18 protein-coding genes are annotated in these 20,314 nt (G+C 69.5%); 12 read left to right on the top strand and 6 right to left on the bottom strand.

All coding sequences use genetic code 11. The annotated features are described in order from the left end of the window. Position 1: 1 nt before the first annotated feature. Positions 2-1,240, bottom strand: coding sequence for a glycosyltransferase (locus WYM_RS08175; protein WP_019180343.1), 1,239 nt, complete (start codon positions 1,238-1,240; stop codon positions 2-4). A gap of 152 nt (positions 1,241-1,392) precedes the next feature. Here WYM_RS08175 and WYM_RS08170 point away from each other — a divergent pair, with 152 nt between their 5' ends. Genes WYM_RS08170 through WYM_RS08155 form a run of 4 tightly spaced genes read left to right on the top strand, consistent with a single transcriptional unit; the run spans position 1,393 to position 4,622 of the window. Then, positions 1,393-2,103, top strand: coding sequence for a hypothetical protein (locus WYM_RS08170; protein WP_019180342.1), 711 nt, complete (start codon positions 1,393-1,395; stop codon positions 2,101-2,103). Beyond that, positions 2,100-2,951, top strand: coding sequence for an LLM class F420-dependent oxidoreductase (locus WYM_RS08165; protein WP_019180341.1), 852 nt, complete (start codon positions 2,100-2,102; stop codon positions 2,949-2,951). Before WYM_RS08170 ends, WYM_RS08165 begins: the two co-directional genes overlap by 4 nt. 57 nt (positions 2,952-3,008) lie before the next feature. Continuing rightward, on the top strand, positions 3,009-3,680 hold the full coding sequence (locus tag WYM_RS08160; protein ID WP_019180340.1) for a GAP family protein: 672 nt from the start codon (positions 3,009-3,011) through the stop codon (positions 3,678-3,680). Between the two features lie 48 nt (positions 3,681-3,728). Continuing rightward, the gene (locus WYM_RS08155; protein ID WP_019180339.1) at positions 3,729-4,622 is read left to right on the top strand and encodes a formylglycine-generating enzyme family protein; all 894 of its coding nucleotides are present in this window, start codon (positions 3,729-3,731) and stop codon (positions 4,620-4,622) included. A 482-nt stretch (positions 4,623-5,104) separates the two neighbouring features. Here the strand turns inward: WYM_RS08155 and WYM_RS08150 are convergent, their stop codons facing one another. Next, complete coding sequence (locus tag WYM_RS08150) at positions 5,105-5,896, bottom strand: endonuclease domain-containing protein (RefSeq protein ID WP_237739359.1); 792 nt, start codon at positions 5,894-5,896, stop codon at positions 5,105-5,107. 387 nt (positions 5,897-6,283) lie between these two features. Here WYM_RS08150 and WYM_RS08145 point away from each other — a divergent pair, with 387 nt between their 5' ends. The 4 genes from WYM_RS08145 (at position 6,284) to WYM_RS08130 (ending at position 10,223) form a co-directional block, all read left to right on the top strand. Then, positions 6,284-7,783, top strand: a complete 1,500-nt coding sequence (locus WYM_RS08145) for an arylsulfatase (protein WP_019180337.1) — start codon at positions 6,284-6,286, stop codon at positions 7,781-7,783. Positions 7,784-7,847: 64 nt separating this feature from the next. Beyond that, the gene (gene cls, locus WYM_RS08140) at positions 7,848-9,320 is read left to right on the top strand and encodes a cardiolipin synthase (protein ID WP_019180336.1); all 1,473 of its coding nucleotides are present in this window, start codon (positions 7,848-7,850) and stop codon (positions 9,318-9,320) included. A gap of 130 nt (positions 9,321-9,450) precedes the next feature. Continuing rightward, the gene (locus WYM_RS08135) at positions 9,451-9,870 is read left to right on the top strand and encodes a DUF6325 family protein (RefSeq protein WP_019180335.1); all 420 of its coding nucleotides are present in this window, start codon (positions 9,451-9,453) and stop codon (positions 9,868-9,870) included. A 23-nt stretch (positions 9,871-9,893) separates the two neighbouring features. Further along, positions 9,894-10,223 carry an SHOCT domain-containing protein gene (locus tag WYM_RS08130; RefSeq protein WP_019180334.1) on the top strand — a complete coding sequence of 110 codons (330 nt, stop codon included), beginning with the start codon at positions 9,894-9,896 and terminating at the stop codon, positions 10,221-10,223. 49 nt (positions 10,224-10,272) lie between these two features. Here WYM_RS08130 and WYM_RS08125 read toward each other — a convergent pair whose 3' ends face one another. Next, complete coding sequence (locus WYM_RS08125; RefSeq protein ID WP_019180333.1) at positions 10,273-11,037, bottom strand: potassium channel family protein; 765 nt, start codon at positions 11,035-11,037, stop codon at positions 10,273-10,275. 76 nt (positions 11,038-11,113) lie between these two features. On the opposite strand from WYM_RS08125, the gene WYM_RS08120 reads away from it, so the two are divergent. Continuing rightward, positions 11,114-12,427, top strand: a complete 1,314-nt coding sequence (locus WYM_RS08120) for an ion channel protein (RefSeq protein WP_019180332.1) — start codon at positions 11,114-11,116, stop codon at positions 12,425-12,427. Here the strand turns inward: WYM_RS08120 and WYM_RS08115 are convergent. Together WYM_RS08115 and WYM_RS08110 are read right to left on the bottom strand one after the other, a co-directional pair. Further along, positions 12,416-13,531, bottom strand: coding sequence for an AI-2E family transporter (locus WYM_RS08115; protein WP_019180331.1), 1,116 nt, complete (start codon positions 13,529-13,531; stop codon positions 12,416-12,418). The two genes, WYM_RS08120 and WYM_RS08115, sit on opposite strands and share 12 nt — an antisense overlap. A 77-nt stretch (positions 13,532-13,608) precedes the next feature. Next, positions 13,609-14,544, bottom strand: coding sequence for an HAD family hydrolase (locus WYM_RS08110; protein WP_026059666.1), 936 nt, complete (start codon positions 14,542-14,544; stop codon positions 13,609-13,611). 143 nt (positions 14,545-14,687) lie between these two features. Between WYM_RS08110 and WYM_RS19695 the strand changes: the two genes are divergently transcribed. Beyond that, on the top strand, positions 14,688-16,088 hold the full coding sequence (locus WYM_RS19695; RefSeq protein ID WP_019180329.1) for a DUF2252 domain-containing protein: 1,401 nt from the start codon (positions 14,688-14,690) through the stop codon (positions 16,086-16,088). Positions 16,089-16,094: 6 nt separating this feature from the next. On the opposite strand, the gene WYM_RS08100 is transcribed toward WYM_RS19695, so the two are convergent. Beyond that, positions 16,095-17,228: an AI-2E family transporter gene (locus tag WYM_RS08100; protein ID WP_019180328.1), complete on the bottom strand. Its 1,134-nt coding sequence runs from the start codon at positions 17,226-17,228 to the stop codon at positions 16,095-16,097. Positions 17,229-17,401: 173 nt separating this feature from the next. Here WYM_RS08100 and WYM_RS08095 point away from each other — a divergent pair, with 173 nt between their 5' ends. Continuing rightward, positions 17,402-17,785, top strand: a complete 384-nt coding sequence (locus WYM_RS08095) for an SHOCT domain-containing protein (RefSeq protein ID WP_019180327.1) — start codon at positions 17,402-17,404, stop codon at positions 17,783-17,785. Positions 17,786-17,914: 129 nt separating this feature from the next. Beyond that, positions 17,915-20,284 (top strand): arylsulfatase, encoded by a 2,370-nt coding sequence (locus WYM_RS08090; protein ID WP_026059665.1) that lies wholly within the window; start codon positions 17,915-17,917, stop codon positions 20,282-20,284. The last annotated feature ends 30 nt before the right edge of the window (positions 20,285-20,314 follow it).

The raw sequence follows: 20,314 nt of genomic DNA, 5'->3' as shown, positions 1-20,314 counted from the left end.
GTTACTCCGGGAGCGGTTCGTCGCGGTAGAGCGCCTCGAAGGTGTCGAGGGTGCGGCGCATGTCGTGCACCTTGACGCCCTCGAGCGACGCCCGCTGCATGCGCAGGCGCTCTTCCGGAGCCTGCGTCAGGACTGTGGTGAGCTTCGCCGTGAGGTCGTCGACGTCACCCGGCCGGAAGAGGTAGCCGTTCTCTCCGTCGTGCACGAGGTGCGGGAGCGCGACGGCGTCGGCGGCCACGATCGGGAGCCCCGACGCCATGGCCTCCATCGTGGCGATCGACTGGAGCTCGGCGATCGAGGCGATGACGAACAGGCTTGCGCGCGAGAGGAACCCTCGCAGCTCCTCGTCGGTGGTGTGCCCGTGGAAGGTGACGCGGCCGTCGAGCCCGAGCTCGGTGGCGAGCTCCTCGAGGTTGCGCCGCTGATCGCCGTTGCCGACGATGTCGAAGGTGACCTCGAACGCCGGGTCGAGGCGGGCGATCGCCCGGAGGACCACGTCGATCTGCTTCTCGGTGGTGAGCCGGCCCACGAACACCATGCGGTGGGCGTCGCGTGGGGTCAGGTCGGGCGTGTAGTTGGCCGCCTCGATGCCGCAGCTGATCGGGATCACGTTGTGGATGTCGATCGTCTTCTCGAGGAAGTCGGCGGCTCGGCGCGTAGGGGTGGTCACGGCGCGCGTGAGGTCGAAGGTGCGCTTGGCGTCGTCCCACGCGAGCTTGATCGCGATCTTGTCGAGGAAGGGCGGCAGCGTCGTGAAGTCGACGATGTTCTCGGCCATGACGTGGTTGGTCGCGACGACGGGGATGCCGCGCTTGCGCGCCTCGCGCGCGAGCCCGCGACCGATCACGATGTGCGACTGGATGTGCACGACATCGGGCCGGGTGCTGTCGAGCACACGGCGTGCGTAGTGCTTCGACATCCACGGCAGCACGAAGGTCAGCCAGTCGTGCGGAGGCCAGCGCCAGGAGGGCAGGCGATGCACGACCATCTGCTGCCCTTCGATCACCTCGGTGAACGTGCCGTGATTGCGGTGGCCGGCGCTGGGTGCCATGACCTCGACGTGGTGCCCGCGGCCGACGAGTCCGGCGGCGAGCCGCTCGGCGAAGCGCGCGGCGCCGTTGACATGGGGAAGGAAGGTGTCGGCGCCGATCAGGATCTTCAGCGCCCGGGGATCGTCGCCGGGGCGCTCTTCGCGGGTCGAATCCGCGGGCAGGTCAACGGGCGTCGCAGGATCGGTCACGGGATGAGAGGCCTGTCTGTGCGGCGGGCGCGGCGGGCGGGCGGGGTCGGTGGGGAACTCGGTTCACGCGCGGGTCCACTGTACCCGAGGGGTCTGCCAAGCCCGGGAGGCCGCGCAGCGACGATCCCGAAGGGCTCTCGTACGCTGGAAGCATGCCCCGACTTCAGGCCGACGCCGACCCGACCCTGTGGGTGCCGGTGACCGAATCCCTCGGCTTCCGCGGCCGCCGTCACCGCAAGGCGGCGATCCGGATGCTGCTGAACCAGGCCGGCGGAGTGCTCGGCGCTTCGACAGGCTCAGCGACCGGAGGCGGCTCAGCGACCGGAGGCGGCTCAGCGACCGGCGGCCGAGGTGAGCTGCCCGCCGGTGCAGCCGGCTCTTCCAACGGCACGCGCCCCGGAAGCGGCTTCGCCGCGTGGGCGATGAGCCAGGCCGCCCCGCTCCTCATGCGCCGGGCCGCCGGCCGCGTGCTGGTGTGGGTCTGGAAGGCGGATGCCGAGCTCGTGGTCGTCATGGCGCAGCTGCAGCAGGCCACGCACGAGCTGCGCGCCGCCCGCGCGATGATGCCGATGGAGTACGACGACACCCAGTCATTCCCGAACCCCTACCTCGGCGTCGGCGAGAAGCTCGAGATGGCGCTGCCTTCCGATCCGCGCCAGCCCCCGTTCGCGACCTACACGTGGGACACCGGCTCGCACTTCGTGACCGTCACCGCGGTGTGCTCCGACCGCGAGCGCTTCGGCACCGTGATCGGGTCCATCGACGACGTGGCCCGCACGGTCCGCGTCGTCGACGACCTCGCCGTGGGCGAGTCGCCCGAGGTGCTGCGCATCGCCCCGAACAACGGAGGAGACCGCCCATGACCGGTGCCGCCCACGCCGAGCCGAGGCATCCGGCCGCTCATCGCCCGGTGCGGATCGGCGTGCAGCTCGCCCCCCAGCACGGGTCGTACGGGGCCTACCGAGACGCCGTGCTGCGCGCCGAAGACCTCGGCGTCGACGCGATCTTCAACTGGGACCACTTCTTCCCGCTGACCGAGCCGCTCGAGGCGGAGCACTTCGAGGCCTGGACGATGCTCGCCGCGATGGCCGAGATCACCGAGCGGGTGGAGTTCGGGCCCCTGGTCAACTGCAGCTCGTACCGCAACCCGGATCTGCAGGCCGACATGGCGCGCACCGTCGATCACATCAGCGCCGGCTCGGCCGGCACCGGGCGGCTCATCTTCGGCACGGGATCGGGATGGGCCGAGCAGGACTACGACGAGTACGGCTACGAGTTCGGCACGGTCGGATCGCGCCTGGACGCCCTCGCTGCCGATCTGCCGCGCATCCGCGCGCGCTGGGACCGGCTGACGCCCGCGCCGACCCGCCGCATCCCGGTGCTGATCGGCGGGCAGGGCGAGCGCAAGACGCTGCGGCTCGTCGCCCAGCACGCCGACATCTGGCACACCTTCACGCGCCTGGACGACATGGCGCGCAAGATCGGCGTGCTGCACGAGTGGTGCGCGCGTGAAGGGCGCGACCCGGCCGAGATCGAGCTGTCGACCGGGTACACCATCCGCGGCTTCGGTCCCCTGCTGGAGACGGATGCCCCGGCCCGCCTGTTCGAGCTGGGTTTCCGCCTCGTCATCCCCGCCATCGACGGCCCCGACTACGACCTGTCTTCGCTGCGGCCGCTGCTGGAGTGGCGCGATCGGATGAACGGCGCCTGATTCCGCTCCGGCGCTACGGTGTGGAGTACTTCCCCGCCACACCACCAGGAGGCCGCCATGGGCGCCGTCATCGGAGACATCCTCACCCTCGCGCTGGGTGTGGCGATCAGCCCGATCCCGATCATCGCGGCGATCCTGATGCTGCTCTCGCCGAAGGCGCGTGTCACCGGCACCGGCTTCCTGCTCGGCTGGGTATTCGGAATCGTCGTCGCGGTCACCGTCTTCACCCTGCTGTCGTCGGTCCTTCCCGAGGACGAGACAGAGGGCGGCCAGCCGACCAAGGGCGTGATCCAGCTCGTCCTCGGCGTTCTGCTGCTTCTGCTCGCCCTGCGCCAGTGGCGCGGGCGCCCGAAGCCGGGCGTCGAGCCGGCGATGCCCACGTGGATGCGCGCCATCGACTCCGTCAACTTCCCCAAGGCGCTCGGGCTCGGCTTCCTGCTGTCGGCGGCCAACCCGAAGAACCTGCTCCTCGCCGCGAGCGCAGGCGTCACGATCGGCGCCGCCGGCCTCGACACCGGCTCGATCGTGGTCGTGATCGCCGTCTTCACGCTGATCGCGGCATCCACCGTCCTGGTTCCGGTGCTCGGCTACCTCATCGCCGCCGAGAAGCTCCGCGGCCCGCTCGACGCCCTGCGCGGATGGCTCGCCAAGGAGAACGCCGTCATCATGGCCGTGCTGCTGCTGGTCATCGGCGTCTCGCTGATCGGCAAGGGCATCGGCAGCTTCTGACGCCGACACGCGGGCTACGGTAAAGGCGTGACGTCGCCGAACCACGACATGGTGCTCCTCGAGGGCGGCACCTTCCGCATGGGCTCGGACGAGTTCTATCCCGACGAGAAGCCGGTGCACGAGCGTGAGGTGGCGTCGTTCTGGATGGACAGGTACGAGGTCACCAACGAGCAGTACGCGGCGTTCGTCGACGAGACCGGGTACGTCACGGTCGCCGAGCGCGAGCTCGATCCCGCCGCCTTCCCCGGCGCCGATCCGTCGGCGCTCGTCCCCGGCGCCATGGTCTTCACGCCGACCCCCGGGCCGGTCGACCTGCGCAACTGGCGCAACTGGTGGCGCTGGCAGCCGGGAGCCCACTGGCGGGCGCCGTTCGGACCGGAGTCGTCGATCGACGACAGGCTGCGGCATCCGGTCGTCCACATCTCGTTCGAGGACGCCTCGGCCTACGCCGCCTGGGCGGGGCTGCGGCTGCCGACCGAGGCCGAGCACGAGTATGCCGCGCGCGGCGGCGTCGACGGCGCCCGCTTCGCGTGGGGCGATGAGCCCTACCCCGGCGGCGTCGCGCAGGCGAACTCGTGGCTGGGTCGGTTCCCGTACGACAACCAGGGAGTGGGGGATGCCGCAGCCGTCGGCTCGTACCCCGCCAACGGCTTCGGGCTCTTCGACATGACCGGCAACGTGTGGGAGTGGACGACCGACTACTACACCCCCCGGCATCTGCGCCTGTCGGACAAGCCGGTCGACGCCGGCAAGCGCGCGAACCTGCTGGCCGCGGCGAGCGCGCAGGAGGGCTTCCCCGAAACCGCCCGGCGGGTGCTCAAGGGCGGATCGCATCTGTGCTCACCGGACTACTGCCTGCGCTTCCGGCCCGCGGCCCGCTCGCCGCAGGCGGAAGACACCGGCATGTCGCACATCGGCTTCCGCTGCGCGCGCGACGCCTGAGTCCGCGCGGGGCCCGCGTTCGCGCGGGGCGTGAGTCCGCGCGGGGCCTGAGTTCGCGCGGGGCTTGAGTCCGCGCGACCGGAGCCCGAACCGTCGCGAACGGCCGGGGCTCCTCCCCGAACCGTCACAAACGGCCGGAGCGCCCGGGTTGATGCGGCCATTCGCGACGCCTGGCTGGGCCGGCGCGGGTTTCCTTCCGCGAACCGTCTCGAATGGCCGGGTTCCTCCCCGAACCGTCCCGAATGGCCGGGTTCCTCCCTGAGCCGTCGCAAACGGCCTGAACGCCACGGTCGCCGCGGCCACTTGCGACGCCTGGACATCGCGGAGCGACGCTGCGGCCACTTGCGACGCCTGGACATCGCGGAGCGCTGCGGCCCACTTGCGACGCCTGGACATCGCTGAGCGCTGCGGCCACTTGCGACTCCTCGTCCGCGAACGATGCGGCCGATGGCGACGCCTCGGCTCGCGGCAGGCGCGCGGTGTCACGACGAAGCGTCGGGCCTCCAGCCGCGGTCCATCAGGGCCTCGCGCAGTCGCGCGAGCCTGCCACCGCGGCCGGGGCCCCGGTGCTGCTTGGTGACGCGGATCACGCGCCATCCGAGGCGTGCGAGGTCGTCGAGCCGGCCGACATCGCGAGCGAACTGAACATCGTCGACGCGATGCTGTTCGCCGTCGTACTCGAGCACGGTGCGGTACTCGCGGTAGACGAGATCGCCGTACGCGACGAAGCGGCCGTCGTCGTCGACGATGATGCCGTTGACCTCGGGCTCAGGAAGCCCGGCCTCGGCGGCATCCAAGCGCAGCTCCGTCTCCTGGCGTGAGTCGGTGCGCTCGCGGACGAGCGGCAGGGCCTCGCGAAGGCTCCTCACACCCCGACGCGGCGCCCATCGCCGCACCGCGACCGCGAGCTCGTCGAGCGTTGCGATCGGGTCGACGCGTCTGACGAGGGCGTCTCCGACGGCCACCAGCTCTCGCGTCGTGAGGCTCGAGCCGAGCTGACACCAGGCGTCGACGGGGTGAACGGTCGGGAGACCGGCGACGAGGCCGAGGCGGACAGATCCGGTCGCGGCTTCATGCCCGCGGACGCCGCGGCCACGGGCTCGCTGCGCGCCGCCCATGCTCGTCACGTGCAGGTCGGAGGTGCTCCGAGGTGGCACCGCGACACCGACCAGCTCGAGCGCCGTGCCATGACTGAAGGCGTCGCTGTGCCGGAGTCCGGCCGCGTAGGCCTGCGCGAGCGCCCGGGTGTCGTCGGGGATCCTGCCTGCGCGCACGCCGTGGAAAGGTGCCCGAAGATCCGCCGCTCTCAGCCGACGGCGCGAGACACCCGCTGCGTACGCGTCGGCGACGGCGAAGCCGTGCACGTTCAGTTGCGGGGGCAGAGGTCGAGGGCGCGGTATCCCCGAATCTTGAAGGATGCCGCAGCCGCGGCATCCGCCGAGCTCGTCATCCGTGGACAGATCGCCGCCGCACGCCGCCTGTGGAGAGCGATGCCACGCCATCCAGCCGTCGCGTTCGGCCGCTCGGATCAGCGCAGCGGGACCATTCGCGACGGGTCGGACGACCGGGAATGGGTTTGCGCCCGCCTCTATCCCTCGGACCCTCCGACCTGTTTTGATCATGACGTACGCCTCCTTCACCCACTCGTCGTCAGGAGCAACATGGCCACGCAGCCCAACATCCTCATCATCTGGGGCGACGACATCGGCATCTCGAACCTCAGCACGTACTCCGACGGGCTGATGGGCTACCGCACGCCGAACATCGACCGGGTCGCGAACGAGGGCGTCAAGTTCACCGACTACTACGGCGAGCAGAGCTGCACGGCCGGGCGGGCCGCCTTCATCACCGGGCAGAACCCCTACCGCACCGGCCTCACCAAGGTCGGCATGCCGGGAGCCGACATCGGCCTGCGCGCCGAGGACCCGACCATCGCGACCGCGCTGAAGAACGTCGGGTATGCGACGGGCCAGTTCGGCAAGAACCACCTCGGCGACCGTGACGAGTTCCTTCCCACCGCCCATGGCTTCGACGAGTTCTTCGGCAACCTCTATCACCTCAACGCAGAAGAGGAGCCCGAGCACCCCGATTACCCGACCGACGACGAATTCCCCGGGTTCAGCGAGAAGTTCCGGCCGCGCGGGGTGATCCACTCGTGGGCGAGCGACGACGGCACCCAGCGCATCGAAGACACCGGCCCCCTGACCAAGAAGCGCATGGAGACATGCGACGAAGAGTTCCGTGACGCGGCCGCCGACTTCATCCGCCGGCAGGCCGAGGACGACACCCCGTTCTTCGTGTGGTTCAACTCGACGCACATGCACTTCCGCACGCACACCAAGGAGGAGAGCAAGGGTCGCGCCGGACGGTGGCAGTCGGAGTACCACGACACGATGCTCGACCACGACGACGTCGTCGGAAGCCTGCTCGACCTGCTCGACGAGCTGGGGCTCGCCGAAGACACGATCGTCATGTACTCGACCGACAACGGCCCGCATATGAACAGCTGGCCCGACGCCGGCATGACGCCGTTCCGCAACGAGAAGAACTCCAACTGGGAGGGCGCGTACCGCGTGCCGTGCATGGTGCGCTGGCCGGGACGGATCCCCGCCGGCACCACCCTCAACGGGATCGTGAGCCACAGCGACTGGTTCGTGACCCTCCTCGCCGCCGCCGGTGACACCGACGTCGCGGACCGCCTGAAGCAGGGCGCGGAACTCGACGGGACCGAGTACAAGGTCCACCTCGACGGGCACAACCAGCTCGACTACATCACCGGCGAGGTCGACGAGAGCGCCCGCAGGCACTTCTTCTACGTCTCGGACGACGGCGACCTCACCGCCCTCCGCTTCGACAACTGGAAGATCGTGTTCCTCGAGCAGCGGGCGGTGGGCACCCTCAACGTGTGGCTCGAGCCGTACACGGTGCTGCGGGCCCCGAAGCTGTTCAACCTGCGCACCGACCCGTTCGAGCGCGCCGACATCACGTCGAACACCTACTTCGACTGGATGCTCGACCGCGTCTTCCTGTTCGTCCCTGCGCAGACGTACGTGGCACGGATGCTGCAGAGCCTGGCCGAGTTCCCGCCACGGCAGGAGCCCGCCGCGTTCAATCTCGATCGCGTCATGGAGAAGCTGAAGAGCTCGCACGGCGAGTCGTAGCTCGCGACGGGAATAGTGCGAACTGCACGACGCCGACATCACCAGACTGGGGCAGACTCACCACATGGACTCCGCCTTCGGCGCCAACCTGGGGTGGACCCTCGGCGCGCTCGTCATCCTCGCCATCAACATCACCGCACTCATCGTCATCCCACGGGGCCGCAAGCCCACGGCGGCGATGGCGTGGCTGCTGCTGATCTTCCTGCTGCCCGTCGTCGGCATCGTGCTGTACCTCCTCATCGGCAATGTCAAGCTTCCGAAGAAGCGCATGGCCGAACAGGCGCGCATCGACGGCATCATCCGCCAGGCCGTCGCGCAGGCCGGTATCGAATCGCCGGCGGCCGACGCACCGCTGTGGTTCCGACGAGTGGTGCAGCAGAATCAGCTGCTCACCGCCCTTCCGGCGACGACCGGCAACGATGCGACGCTGTACGGCGACTACCAGGCGTCGATCGACGCGATGGCGGCCGCCATCGACGACGCCCGGCACTGGGTCCACGTCGAGTTCTTCATCATCGGGCTCGACGACACGACGCGCGGCTTCTTCGCAGCGATGGAGCGCGCCGTCGCGCGAGGGGTATCGGTGCGGGTGCTGCTGGACTACATCGCGTCGCGCAAGGCGACGGTCAGCGCCGCCACCGTGGCGGAGCTCGACCGCATCGGGGTCACGTGGGCGTACATGCTGCCGGTGCGGCCGCTGAAGGGCGAGTACCAGCGCCCCGACCTGCGCAATCACCGCAAGATCGTCGTCGTCGACGGCCGCGTCGGCTTCCTGGGCTCGCAGAACCTCATCGCCCGCTCGTACGACGCGCCCAAGAACATCGAGCGGGGACTGCAGTGGCAGGAACTGGTCACCCGGGTCACGGGTCCCGTCGTGGCGACCATCGACGCGGTGTTCCAGTCCGACTGGCTCATCGAGACCGGAGAGGAGCTCACGGCGGAACGCGTGCCGGCCGCCGAGCTCCAGCCGTCGGCATCAGCGGATGGCCTGCTGTGCCAGGTCGTGCCGAGCGGACCGGGCTACGAGACCGAGAACAACCTGCGGCTGTTCCTCTCGCTGATTCACGGCGCGACCGAGCGTGTCATCCTGACGAGCCCCTACTTCGTGCCCGACGAGGCGATGGTCTACGCGATCACGACCGCCTGCCAGCGCGGACTCGAGGTGCAGCTGTTCGTCTCCGAGATCGGCGACCAGGGGCTCGTCTACCACGCGCAGCGCTCGTACTACACGACGCTGCTCGAGGCCGGAGTGCGGATCTTCCTCTACCCGCCGCCGTTCATCCTGCACTCCAAGCACTTCTCGATCGACGACGACGTCGCGGTGATCGGTTCGAGCAACATGGACATCCGGTCCTTCAGCCTCAACTCGGAGGTCTCGATGATGGTGCGCGGCGAATCGTTCGTGCGGGCGATGCGCGAGGTCGAGCAGGGCTACCGCGCCGCCGGCCGCGAGCTCACTCTGGAGGAGTGGCGTCGGGAGCCGGCGAAGGCGACGTTCCTCGATGGCGTGGCCCGACTCACCTCGGCACTGAACTGACGCGGGAACGGCGTACGAGTCGCCGCACGTTCACCGCGATTTCATCCTGATCAGGGGATGCCGCCGCGACACCGGCGGCGATATGTTCTTCACAACGTGGGCGGCCGCCCGTGTGGGACCTGGAGATGAAATGACGACATTCGACTACGGCCCGATCGAGTTCTACGCCATCGGCTTCGACGGCGACCGACCCGGTCCGGCGGTGCTCGCGGCGGTGGACGACCTCGTCGCATCGGGCACGGTCAACGTGCTCGACCTCGTATTCGCACGGCGCTCACCCGAGGGTGAGCTCGAGATCCTCGAGCTCTCGGACACGATCGACGACGGTGGAGCGCCGGCGCTCGACCTCGAGGGCCTCGCCGGCGAAGAAGACATCCTCGCGCTGGCCGAAGGGCTCGAGCCCGGCTCGTCCGCGGCGATCCTCGTGGTGGAGCTGCTGTGGGCGAAGTCCTTCGCCGCCGCGCTGTACGACGCGGGCGGAGCGGTGATCGCTCGCCAGAGCATCCCGGCGCCGATCGTCAACGCATTCCTGTCCGAGCACGCCGACTGAAGGAGGACGACATGATCCGCAGAATGGGGCGCCCCGGCCTGATCGGCATGGCCGCGCGAACCGCCGTCGTGGCGGGAACGGCGACCGCCGTGTCGGGCGGCATGCAGCGCCGGCAGCAGGACAAGGCCAACCAGGCGCAGGAGGCACAGGCGTACGAGGCCCAGCAGCAGCAGGCGGCGATGGATGCCGCGGCTCAGCAGGCCGTCGCGAACGCACAGCCCGCCGCCGCACCCGCGGCCCCCGCGGCCGGCGACGACATGATGGCCAAGCTCACGCAGCTCGCGCAGCTGCACGCGCAGGGCATTCTGTCGGACGACGAATTTGCCGCCGCGAAGGCGAAGCTGCTGTCCTGACACGAAGCGATGACGGATGCCGCGGGCCGCGGCATCCGTCATCTCGCTGTCATCCTCCGGGGCGGCGATCGCCTCCGTCGCCCAGTCCGGTGCCGCTGCCGTCGCCCTTCGGAGTCCCCGGGCCGCCCGAGGTGAGGGCTTCCAGCCTCGCCGTCAGCTCGCGGATCTGGGCACGCGTGGCCGGCTGCTCGTCGTCGTGGCCGCGTCCGGCCCGCTCCACCACCCACGAAGCGAGCGTCGCCGTGATGATGCCCGCGAGCGCCACACCGCCGAACATGAGCCCGACGCTGACCCAGCGTCCGGAATCCGTGACCGGGAAGTAGTCGCCGTAGCCTGTGGTCGTCACCGTCACGCAGGCCCACCAGATCGCGATGCCGAACGTCGTGATGTTGGCGTCGGGCGCATGTCGCTCGACCTCGAGCACGGCCAGCGAGCAGATGTAGATGAGCACGAGAGCCGAGCCGATGCCGTAGACCAGGATCTGATTGCGCAGCACCCCGCCCGCGCTGCGCCGCAGGCCGGGCATGCTCGTCAGCACCCGCAGCAGGCGGACCAGGCGCAGCACGGGAACCAGTGCGAAGGCCAGAGCGGAGAGGTGGGTGCGGAACCACGTCCACTTCTGCTCGGCGAGCAGGAGTCGCACGAGATAGTCGGCGATGAACAGCGCCCAGGTGACGGCGATCACCGCGGAGGCGACGATGCGAGCCGGTCCCGTGAGGTCGCCGATCACCCGCCACGAGTACGCCACGAGGTACAGCAGCGAGGCGATCATCAGCAGCGTCCGGGTGTGCTGATGCCACGCGCGCTCGTCCACAGGCGCATCATCCCGCACGGCGGCGCCCGCCGCCCGAGGGCGCGCGGGACGGGGCGCGACCGCTAGTGTTGCGCGCATGTCCGGCTCCCCCGCAGTCCCGTCGCCCGACGTGGCGCTCACCGTGCGACGGCTGGTGCTCCTGTCGATTCCGGCGCTCGTCATCGGGGTCCTCTCGGCGGTGTCGCTGCGGCTGCTCGAGTGGGTCGCCTCGTTCCTCGAGGACGCGCTGTGGACCGGTGCCCCGGGCGCAATGGGCATCTCGCCGGACTCGCCCTGGTGGATCTTCGCCGTCCTCACCTTCACGGGCATCGCGGTCGGACTCGTCGTGTGGCTTGCCCCGGGACACGCAGGCCCGGACTCGGCGACCACCGAGCTCGAGCCGCATCCTCTCAAGCTCTCGGTGCTCCCGGGCCTCGCCGTGGTCGTCATCCTCGGTCTCGCCGGAGGTGTGAGCCTCGGCCCCGAGAACCCGATCATCGCCATCAACGTCTCGCTCGCGGTGGCCCTCGTGGCCCGCATCGCCAAGGCCGTGCCGGCCGAGATGATCGGCGTGCTCGCGATCTCGGCCACCATCGGGGCGCTCTTCGGCACGCCCGTCGCCGCCGCCCTGGTCTTCACCGGCGTCGTCGGCCAGCTCAAGGCCGGCGGCTCGCTATGGGACAAGCTGTTCCTGCCCCTCGTCGCCGCGGGTGCGGGCTCGGTGACGACGTACCTCCTGGGCGGCGGCTTCGGCGCGGCACAGCCGCTCGACCCCTACGGTTCCCCGCAGCCGTTCGATCTGCTGCTGGGCTCGGTCGTCGCCTGCCTCGCCGCCGCGTTCGGCCTGATCGGCGTCTACCTCTTCCCGCTGGTCCATCGCGCGTTCCACGCACTTCGCCACCCGATGCTCTACATCGTGCTCGGCGGAATGGTGCTGGGCCTGCTCGGCATGATCGGTGGACCGATCACGCTGTTCAAGGGCCTCGAGCAGAGCGCCGAGCTGCTGTCGGATCCGAGCGCGTACACACCCGCGCAGCTCGCCGTGATCCTGCTCGTGAAGCTCGCGGCGCTCGTCGTGGCCGCCTCCGCGGGCTTCCGCGGCGGCCGCATCTTCCCGGCGGTCTTCCTCGGCGTTGCCGCGGGCATGCTCGGCGGTGCGCTCCTGCCGGGGCTGCCGTTCGGCCTCGCCGTGGCATGCGGGGTGCTCGGCCTCGTGCTCGCCATCGCGCGCGACGGCTGGATCGCGCTCTTCGTGGCGGTGGCCATCGTGGGCGACGTCACCGTGCTGCCGATGCTGTGCATCATCGTGCTGCCCGCATGGCTGACTGTCACCTGGGCACGGCCGATGCTCATCACCCCCGCCGACCTCGCCCGCGAGCGCGGCACGGACTTCGCCGCCTCAGCTCGCTGACGAACCCGACCTCGCCGCGGCCGCCGCCTCGGCCCGGGCGTTCGCCGGCGTCGCCGATCTGTCGCCCGTGACCCAGCGCAGCCAGAGCGCGCCGGGGTCGCCCTCGAGAACGAGCGCCCGCACGAACAGCGTGAGGGGGATCGAGAGGATGGCGCCGAGCGGGCCGATCACGAACGTCCAGAACACCACCGAGAAGAAGCTCAGAGTGAGGCTCAGATCGACAGCGTCGCTGACGAACTTCGGCTGCACGAGCACCTGCAGCACGACGTTCACGACGCTGTAGATGGCGATGACGGCCAGCAGCATCGGCCACCCGCCGACGACGAACGCCAGCACGGCCGGCGGCACGAGTCCGAGCACGAACCCGATGTTCGGGATGAAGTTCGTGACGAACGCGAGGATCGCCCAGACCACCGGCGCCGGCACGCCGAGCGCCCACAGCGCGAGGCCGTCGATGATCGCGACGATCGCACCGAAGCTGGCGTTGACGACGTAATAGCGGCGGATGCCGGCGTTGAGGTGTCCGATCCGGTCGATGACGGGCCGGCGCTCGGGGCCGAAGACCCTCTCAGCGCCCCGGTACCTCGCGGCGTCGACGGCCATGAAGATGACGTAGGCGAAGACGAAGAACAGCGCCGTCGCGACGGAGAGGACGGTGCCGCCCAGGCTCGAGGCCAGCCCGACCAGCGTCTGCGGGTCGAGGACGGATGCCGCGGCATCCGATGCCTCCTGGTCCAGCCCGGCGGACTGCAGCCACGACAGCACGCCCTGCACCTGATCGCGCAGCTCGTCGGCGAAGTCGGCGACGAGGCGCGCGAACTGCGTGCCGGCCAGCCAGAGCAGGGCCGCCATGCCGATCAGCACCAGGTAGGCCACGACGATCACGGCGGTCGTCCGCGTCCAGCGGGGCCACCGGCGGCGCTCGAGCGGACGCCGCACCGGCTCGCAGATGACGACGAGCACGATCGCCAGCGCCAGCGGCCCGAAGATGTCGCGCGCGAAGAAGACCCCCGCGAGCAGAACCGCCGTCGCCGCCAAGCCCAGCACGGTCCGCAGGCTCGGCGAGAGCGCGGGCGGCGGAGCGGCAGGTGCGGCGCGGGTCACGTGGTCAGGCTAGGGGGCCGCAGTGCGGGTGGCGCCGCGGACGCGCTGAAGAACGCGCGCTCGGATCTGCGCCGACATCAGTCCGACGTGGGGAAGACCTGCGACCAGTCGTCCCGCACGCTCACGACCGTGAATCCGTGTGCGGGCGCGACCTCGAGTGCCTTCTCGGCTCCCTTGTCGTAGGGCGCGTCCCCGCGGCCGGTGTCGTCGTCGTGGTGCACCAGCAGGCTCAGGCTGCGCGGGCTCCCCTGCGCGAAGCGCAGCATCGGGATGTCGCCGTTCGAGTTCCCGGCCGCGAGGATCGGGCGCCGGCCCGTACGCATCCAGATCCGGACCGGTTTCTCGGGGCCGTCGTCGAAGAACGACAGGGCCTTGCCGTAGCGCACCACGTTCGCCTCGGCGTCGTACTCGAGCGACATCCCGGTCCCGATGACGCGCTGCACCGGGATGCCGTAGTAGTCCACCGTCATCGGGCGCATGAAGTCGCGCTCGCCCCCCGAGACGATATAGGTGCGGAAGTCGTGGGCGTCGAGCAGCCGGATCAGCTCGACCATGGGCTGATAGACGGTGTGCGCGTACGAGCTGCCGAGCGTCAGGTGGCGCGCCTCGCGATAGAAGGCGGCGACGGATGCCTCGTACTCCTCTACGCTCGCGCCCGCGGACGACGCCGCCACCGCGCCGATCAGCAGCCCGAGATCGGAGTCGTCGCCGGCGTAGTGCTTGTCGATGGCGGCTCCGAGCCACGCGTAGTCGCCGTCGACCGCCGCGCGGTACGGCTGACGCTCCGCGAGCGACGGGTCGGCGGCCGCAGCCAGCTTCCACTGCTCGAGCAGATAGTGCAGCTGCGTCGGCATCGGCTTCTCGGTCCACAGCGTCCCGTCGTTGTCGAAAACGGCGATCCGACCCTCGTGCGAAACGAAATCGGGCGACGTCTCGTCTGTGACGGCCGAGACGAAGTCGAGGATCGCGGCACGCGTGCCGGTGTCGCGCCAGGAGAGCAGAGTGTTGATCACAGGTGTCGCCTTCCGGGCTTGGACGATCGAGGTCACAGCCTGAACCTACCGGCCGCGGCCGGGCCGCGGCATCCGCTGTCCGCGCTGAGATCTCACCCGAACAAGGCGAAGATCCGGCAGTGGTTCGGTGCCACACTGAGCGCATGTCCACGACCGAGGTGACTTCGCAGCAGGACTGGGCGCCGCCGCCCTCGCGCACCGAGCAGCGTGCCCGCGGTCAGGCCGAGCGGGAGCGGGTCCCCCGCGAGTCGCTCGCCGCGCTTGTCACCGACGGGCGCGATCCGATGGCGATCCTCGACGCCCAGGACGAGCATCGGGTCGCCGAGCTCGTCCCGCTCCGCACCGAGCGCATGGCGGCGAGCGCGTTCGCGTTCTACCGCGGTACGGCGGCGATCATGGCGTCCGACCTCGGGCGCTCGCCGAGCACGGGGCTATCGGTCGGGTCGTGCGGCGATGCGCACGTCTCGAACTTCGGCCTCTACGCATCCCCGCAGCGGACCCTCGTCTTCGACCTCAACGACTTCGACGAAGCCGCGTGGGCGCCGTGGGAGTGGGATCTCAAGCGACTCGTCACGAGCATCGTCATCGCGGGGCAGTCGACATCCCGCGATGAGGGCGTCGTGCGGGATGCGGCGCTCGGCGCCGTGCGCACGTACGCGCGGGCGCTCGAGAACGGCGCGCAGCGGTCGCCGTTGGAACGGTACTTCGAGCACTTCGACGCCGAGGCCGCCGCGCGGTCCGACGATTCGGAGTCGCGTGAGGCGTTGCGCAAGGCGATCAAGGATGCCGAGAAGCGCACCACCGCACGCGCGGTGCGCAAACTCACGCTGCGGGGGGCCGATGGTCGCGTCGGCTTCGTCGAGCAGCCGCCGACGATGACGCACGCCGACCCCGCGATCGTCCGACGCGTGGACGAGGTCTTTCGGGACTACGTCTTCTCGGCGAAGATCGACATCCGTGTGCTGATGCAGAACTATGTCATCTCGGACGTCGTGCGCCGGGTCGTCGGCGTGGGCAGCGTCGGCACGCGGTGTTATCTCATCGCCTTGCAAGACGGCGACGGGAACGTGCTGCTGATGCAGGCGAAAGAGGCAGGCGCCAGCGTCCTGATCGAGCACGGCAACGCCGAGCAGCCCCCCTCGGTGGGGCGCTACATCGAGCAGAACGGCGACGGCGACCGGGTCGTCGCGATGCAGCGGATCCTTCAGGCCGTCTCGGACCCGTTCCTCGGCCACGTGCGCGGAACGCCTGTCGAGGGCGGGCCGCCCCGCTCCTTCTACGTGCGGCAGTTCCACGACAAGAAGGGCGGGTTCGACATGGACACACTCGAGGACCCCGCCTTCCGCTGGTACGCCGACGCCTGCGCGGCCACACTCGCCCGCGCACACGGTCAGTCACCGCTGTCGTCGACCGTCGTCGGCTACCTCGGCGGCGGTCGCGTCGCGGGCGAGGCGATCCTCGAGTGGGCATACGCGTACGCGGATGTCTCGCGGGCGGACTGGGCGCAGTTCCGCCGGCATCGCGGGCTCGACCCGCTCGCCTGACGGACGTCAGACCTTGAGGTCCTGCCGGGGGACGACCACCTCGCGCAGGATCAGCAGCAGGGATGCCACCACCGGCAGTGCGACGAGGACACCGAGCACTCCCATCAGCGTCCCGCCCGCGAGCGCTCCGATGAGCACGAGGGCAGCGGGGATCGCGACGGCGCGGTTCATGACCCTCGGGCTCACGACGTACGACTCGATCTGGATGTAGACGAGGTACGCCAGGGCGAAGGCCAAGGCCTGCGGCGGGCTCGAGAACAGCGCCACGATGCTCCCGACGACCAGGAAGATCACCGAGCCGAACAGGGGGATGAGCGTCACGACGAAGGCGATCACCGCCATGAGCGCGGGGAACGGCAGCCCGATCACGAGGTGAAGGACGAACACGACCGCGGCGTTGAGCGCCGAGAGGGTCACAGACCCGATGAGAGAGCTGCCCACCGACGCCGTGACCCGCTCGGTGAGCGCCGACAGCCGCGGACGGTTGCGGGCGGGGGCGAGCGCGTAGAGCGCCCCCTTCATGGCCGTGAGCGATGCGAGGAAATACAGCGTCAGCGCGACGATGATGAAACCTGCCGTGATCGCACCGGCGACACCCACCGCCACGGCGAGCGCGCCGCCGCCGATGGCAGCGATCGTCTCTGGTTGGCTCAGCGTCCGGGCGGCCTGATCCAGGCCCGCCCCGAGCGCCACCTGGGTGTCGGCGGGCAGATCCAAAAACCAGTCTGATTGCTGGATGTCGATCATCGCCGTGGGGATGGTCGCGATGAAGGCTCCGATCTGCGCGATAACCGGGGGAAGGACGAACACCGCGAAGGCAAGGACGATCACCGCGAAGCAGCCGAACACGATCCCGATCCCGGCGCCCCGCTTCATACCCCGGCGCTCGAGCGCGCGCACCACCGGATCGAGCCCCAGCGCGATGAAGAGGGCGAGCACGATGTAGGCGATGATCGCGGCGATGGAGGCGACGGCCGAGCCGATGACGAGGGCGCCGAGCACACCGAGGGTCGCGGCGAAGGCGCCCACAAGGGGGTGCTCCACGAGCGCGTGGACGCCGAGCCGTCGCTGACGCGGGCCGGGCGGATCGTCGACCGGCTCGGGGACGGGTTCGCTGTGGACGGGCGGGATTCCGGTCATGGTCCACGGTAGGGCGGACGCGCGCGCGGGCGCGTCATGCGATCCGGGCGATTGTTCACCACATGCCGGCCGGGGATCTCACACGACTCGGGTGACGCGGTCGACGCTCGGGAACCATAGCGTGACCAACGACGGCGGGCGCTCGAGCCCAGCCCCGAACGAATGGGAACGACATGGACCTGTGGTCTTGGCTGGCGTGGTTCTTCTGGATCTACGTCTTCATCGCATACCTGATGGTGCTCTTCTCGATCATCGGCGACATCTTCCGCGACTCCGAGCTGAACGGCTGGCTGAAGGCGGTGTGGATCATCTTCCTGATCTTCGTGCCGATTCTGACCGCCCTCGTCTATCTCATCGCCCGCGGCCGGGGGATGTCGCAGCGGTCCGCTGCCAGTGCACGCGCCATGCGGGAAGCGCAGGACGACTACATCCGGCAGACCGCCGGCACCACCACCAGCGGCGTCGACGACATCGCCAAGGCGAAGTCGCTGCTCGACACCGGCGCCATCACCCCGGCCGAGTTCGAGTCGCTGAAGGCGAAGGCGCTCGCGGCCTAGACGTCGCCTCTTCGACATCCCTGGAATCCCGTCCGGCTTCGACGGGATCCCAGGGTGGTGCGGCACCCCTGAGGATGATCACGCGGTCATGGTGATGACCGACGCCTCGGGGAGGGGGATGCTCAGCGCATGACCGATTCCATGGCGGCGTTGGGCCGCGAGAACCTCCCGATCCCGGACCGCGCCGTTCCCGGACTCACGACGTTCGATGCGAAGGATCCCGACACCTTCTTCGCACCGATCGTGCCGCTGCGCCCGCCGGCGGGGGCGCCGAACGTGCTCGTGGTGCTTCTCGACGACGTGGGATTCGGGGCGTCGAGCTCGTTCGGCGGGCCGATCGCGACGCCGACGTTCGACCGCCTCGCGTCAGCGGGCCTGAAGTACACGCGATTTCATACGACCGCGCTCTGCGCCCCCACTCGCCAGGCGCTGCTGACCGGTCGCAACCATCATTCCGTGGGCATGGGCTCCCTCACCGAGCTGGCCACCTCCGCGCCGGGCTATTCCTCTCTGCGTCCCAACTCGTGCGCGCCGCTGGCCGACGTGCTGCGGCTGAACGGCTACTCCACCGCGCAGTTCGGCAAGTGCCACGAGGTGCCGGTCTGGCAGTCGAGTCCGATGGGGCCGTTCGACGCCTGGCCGACCGGCGCCGGGTTCGAGCACTTCTACGGCTTCATCGGGGCCGAGACGAATCAGTACGCGCCCGCCCTGTACCGCGACACGGTTCCCGTCGAGCCGGATCTCACCGCCGATGAGGGCTACCACCTCACCGAGGACCTGGCCGACCACGCGATCGGGTGGATCCAGCAGCAGAGAGCGCTCATGCCCGACAAGCCCTTCTTCATCTACCTCGCACCGGGCGCGACGCACGCCCCGCACCATTGCCCTACGGAGTGGTCGGATCGATACCGCGGGCGATTCGACGACGGCTGGGATGTCCTGCGAGAAGAGATCGTCGTTCGCCAACGGGAACTGGGTGTCATCCCGCCGGATGCCGAGCTCACCACGCGTCCGGAAGAGATCCCCTCCTGGGACGACATGCCCGACGGTCTCCACGCGATTCTGGCTCGCCAGATGGAGGTGTATGCCGGCTACCTGTCGCACGTGGACCACCACATCGGACGCGTGATCGACGCACTCGACGCGCTCGACGCGCTCGATGACACGCTGGTCATGGTGATCATCGGCGACAACGGCGCGTCGGCCGAGGGCACCATCAACGGCACTTTCAACGAGCTGTTGAGCCTGAACGGCCTCGCCGACATGGAGACGATCGATTTCCTCGCCGAGAGGATCGACAAGTTCGGCACGCCGGCGGCGTACAACCACTACGCCGTCGGATGGGCGCATGCCATGGACACCCCATACCAGTGGACGAAGCAGGTCGCCTCCCACTGGGGTGGCACGCGCAACGGCACGATCGTGTCGTGGCCCGGCGGCATCGCCTCGAAGGGTGAGATGCGGCATCAGTTCCACCACGTGATCGATGTCGCGGCGACCGTCCTCGACGTCGCGGGGCTGCCAGAGCCGACGGCGGTCCACGGCGTTCAGCAGCGGCCACTCGAAGGCGTGAGCATGACCTACAGCTTCGACGACGTCGACGCCCCCGACCGCCACGAGACGCAGTACTTCGAGATCATGGGAAACCGCGGCATTTATCACAAGGGCTGGACGGCAGTGACGCGGCACAGCACGCCCTGGGCGTTCCATCAGGAGCTGCCCTCGTTCGACGACGACGCGTGGGAGCTCTACGGACCCGAGGACTGGACGCAGTCCCGCAACCTCGCCACACGGCATCCGGACCAACTCCGCCGTCTGCAGCAGCTCTTCGTGATCGAGGCGGCGAAGTACAACGTGTTCCCGCTCGATGACCGCCGCATCGAACGGTTCAATCCCGACCTCGCCGGCCGGCCCGTCTTGATCCGGGGCAACAGCCAGCTGCTGTTCTCGGGAATGGGACGACTCACCGAGAACGTCGTCGTGAACGTGAAGAACAAGTCCTTCGCCGTGACGGCGGAGGTCGATCTCGCCGCATCGCCGGGGACGGGCGTCGTCATCGCCCAAGGCGGCGCGTTCGGCGGATGGTCGCTGTATCTCCACGAGGGCAGGCCCGCGTTCTGCTACAACCTGTGCGGCATCGAGCTCACGAAGATCTATGCCGACCGGACGGTCGAGGCGGGAGAGCACCAGCTGCGCATGGAGTTCGCGTACGACGGCGGGGGGCTCGCGAAGGGCGGCACCGTCTCGCTTTACGTCGACGGCCAGTCAGCCGGTGGTGGCCGTATCGAGCGCACCCAGCCGATGGTGTTCTCCGCCGACGAGACGACCGACCTCGGCGCCGACAGCGCCACGCCGGTCAGCGACGACTACGGGCCGCGTGACAGTCAGTTCACCGGGCGCGTCGCGTGGGTCCAGATCGATCTCGGCGAAGACGCCGGCGACGCCGACCACTTCATCACTCCCGAGGAGCGGCTCCGGGTCGTGATGACGAGGCAGTGACGGCGAACCAGCCCGGAGCAGGCAGAACGG

This window comes from Microbacterium yannicii PS01 (assembly GCF_000304335.1).
Taxonomy (GTDB): Bacteria; Actinomycetota; Actinomycetes; order Actinomycetales; family Microbacteriaceae; genus Microbacterium; species Microbacterium yannicii_A.
This window is presented reverse-complemented; position numbering and strand designations above follow the sequence as displayed.

Bases quoted from the DNA above. Each gene is read 5' to 3' on its own strand.
- WYM_RS08170 (WP_019180342.1), top strand. From the start codon at position 1,393: ATGCCCCGACTTCAGGCCGACGCCGACCCGACCCTGTGGGTGCCGGTG.
- WYM_RS08165 (WP_019180341.1), top strand. From the start codon at position 2,100: ATGACCGGTGCCGCCCACGCCGAGCCGAGGCATCCGGCCGCTCATCGC.
- WYM_RS08160 (WP_019180340.1), top strand. From the start codon at position 3,009: ATGGGCGCCGTCATCGGAGACATCCTCACCCTCGCGCTGGGTGTGGCG.
- WYM_RS08155 (WP_019180339.1), top strand. From the start codon at position 3,729: ATGGTGCTCCTCGAGGGCGGCACCTTCCGCATGGGCTCGGACGAGTTC.
- WYM_RS08145 (WP_019180337.1), top strand. From the start codon at position 6,284: ATGGCCACGCAGCCCAACATCCTCATCATCTGGGGCGACGACATCGGC.
- cls (WP_019180336.1), top strand. From the start codon at position 7,848: ATGGACTCCGCCTTCGGCGCCAACCTGGGGTGGACCCTCGGCGCGCTC.
- WYM_RS08135 (WP_019180335.1), top strand. From the start codon at position 9,451: ATGACGACATTCGACTACGGCCCGATCGAGTTCTACGCCATCGGCTTC.
- WYM_RS08130 (WP_019180334.1), top strand. From the start codon at position 9,894: ATGGGGCGCCCCGGCCTGATCGGCATGGCCGCGCGAACCGCCGTCGTG.
- WYM_RS08120 (WP_019180332.1), top strand. From the start codon at position 11,114: ATGTCCGGCTCCCCCGCAGTCCCGTCGCCCGACGTGGCGCTCACCGTG.
- WYM_RS19695 (WP_019180329.1), top strand. From the start codon at position 14,688: ATGTCCACGACCGAGGTGACTTCGCAGCAGGACTGGGCGCCGCCGCCC.
- WYM_RS08100 (WP_019180328.1), bottom strand. From the start codon at position 17,228: ATGACCGGAATCCCGCCCGTCCACAGCGAACCCGTCCCCGAGCCGGTC.
- WYM_RS08095 (WP_019180327.1), top strand. From the start codon at position 17,402: ATGGACCTGTGGTCTTGGCTGGCGTGGTTCTTCTGGATCTACGTCTTC.
- WYM_RS08090 (WP_026059665.1), top strand. From the start codon at position 17,915: ATGACCGATTCCATGGCGGCGTTGGGCCGCGAGAACCTCCCGATCCCG.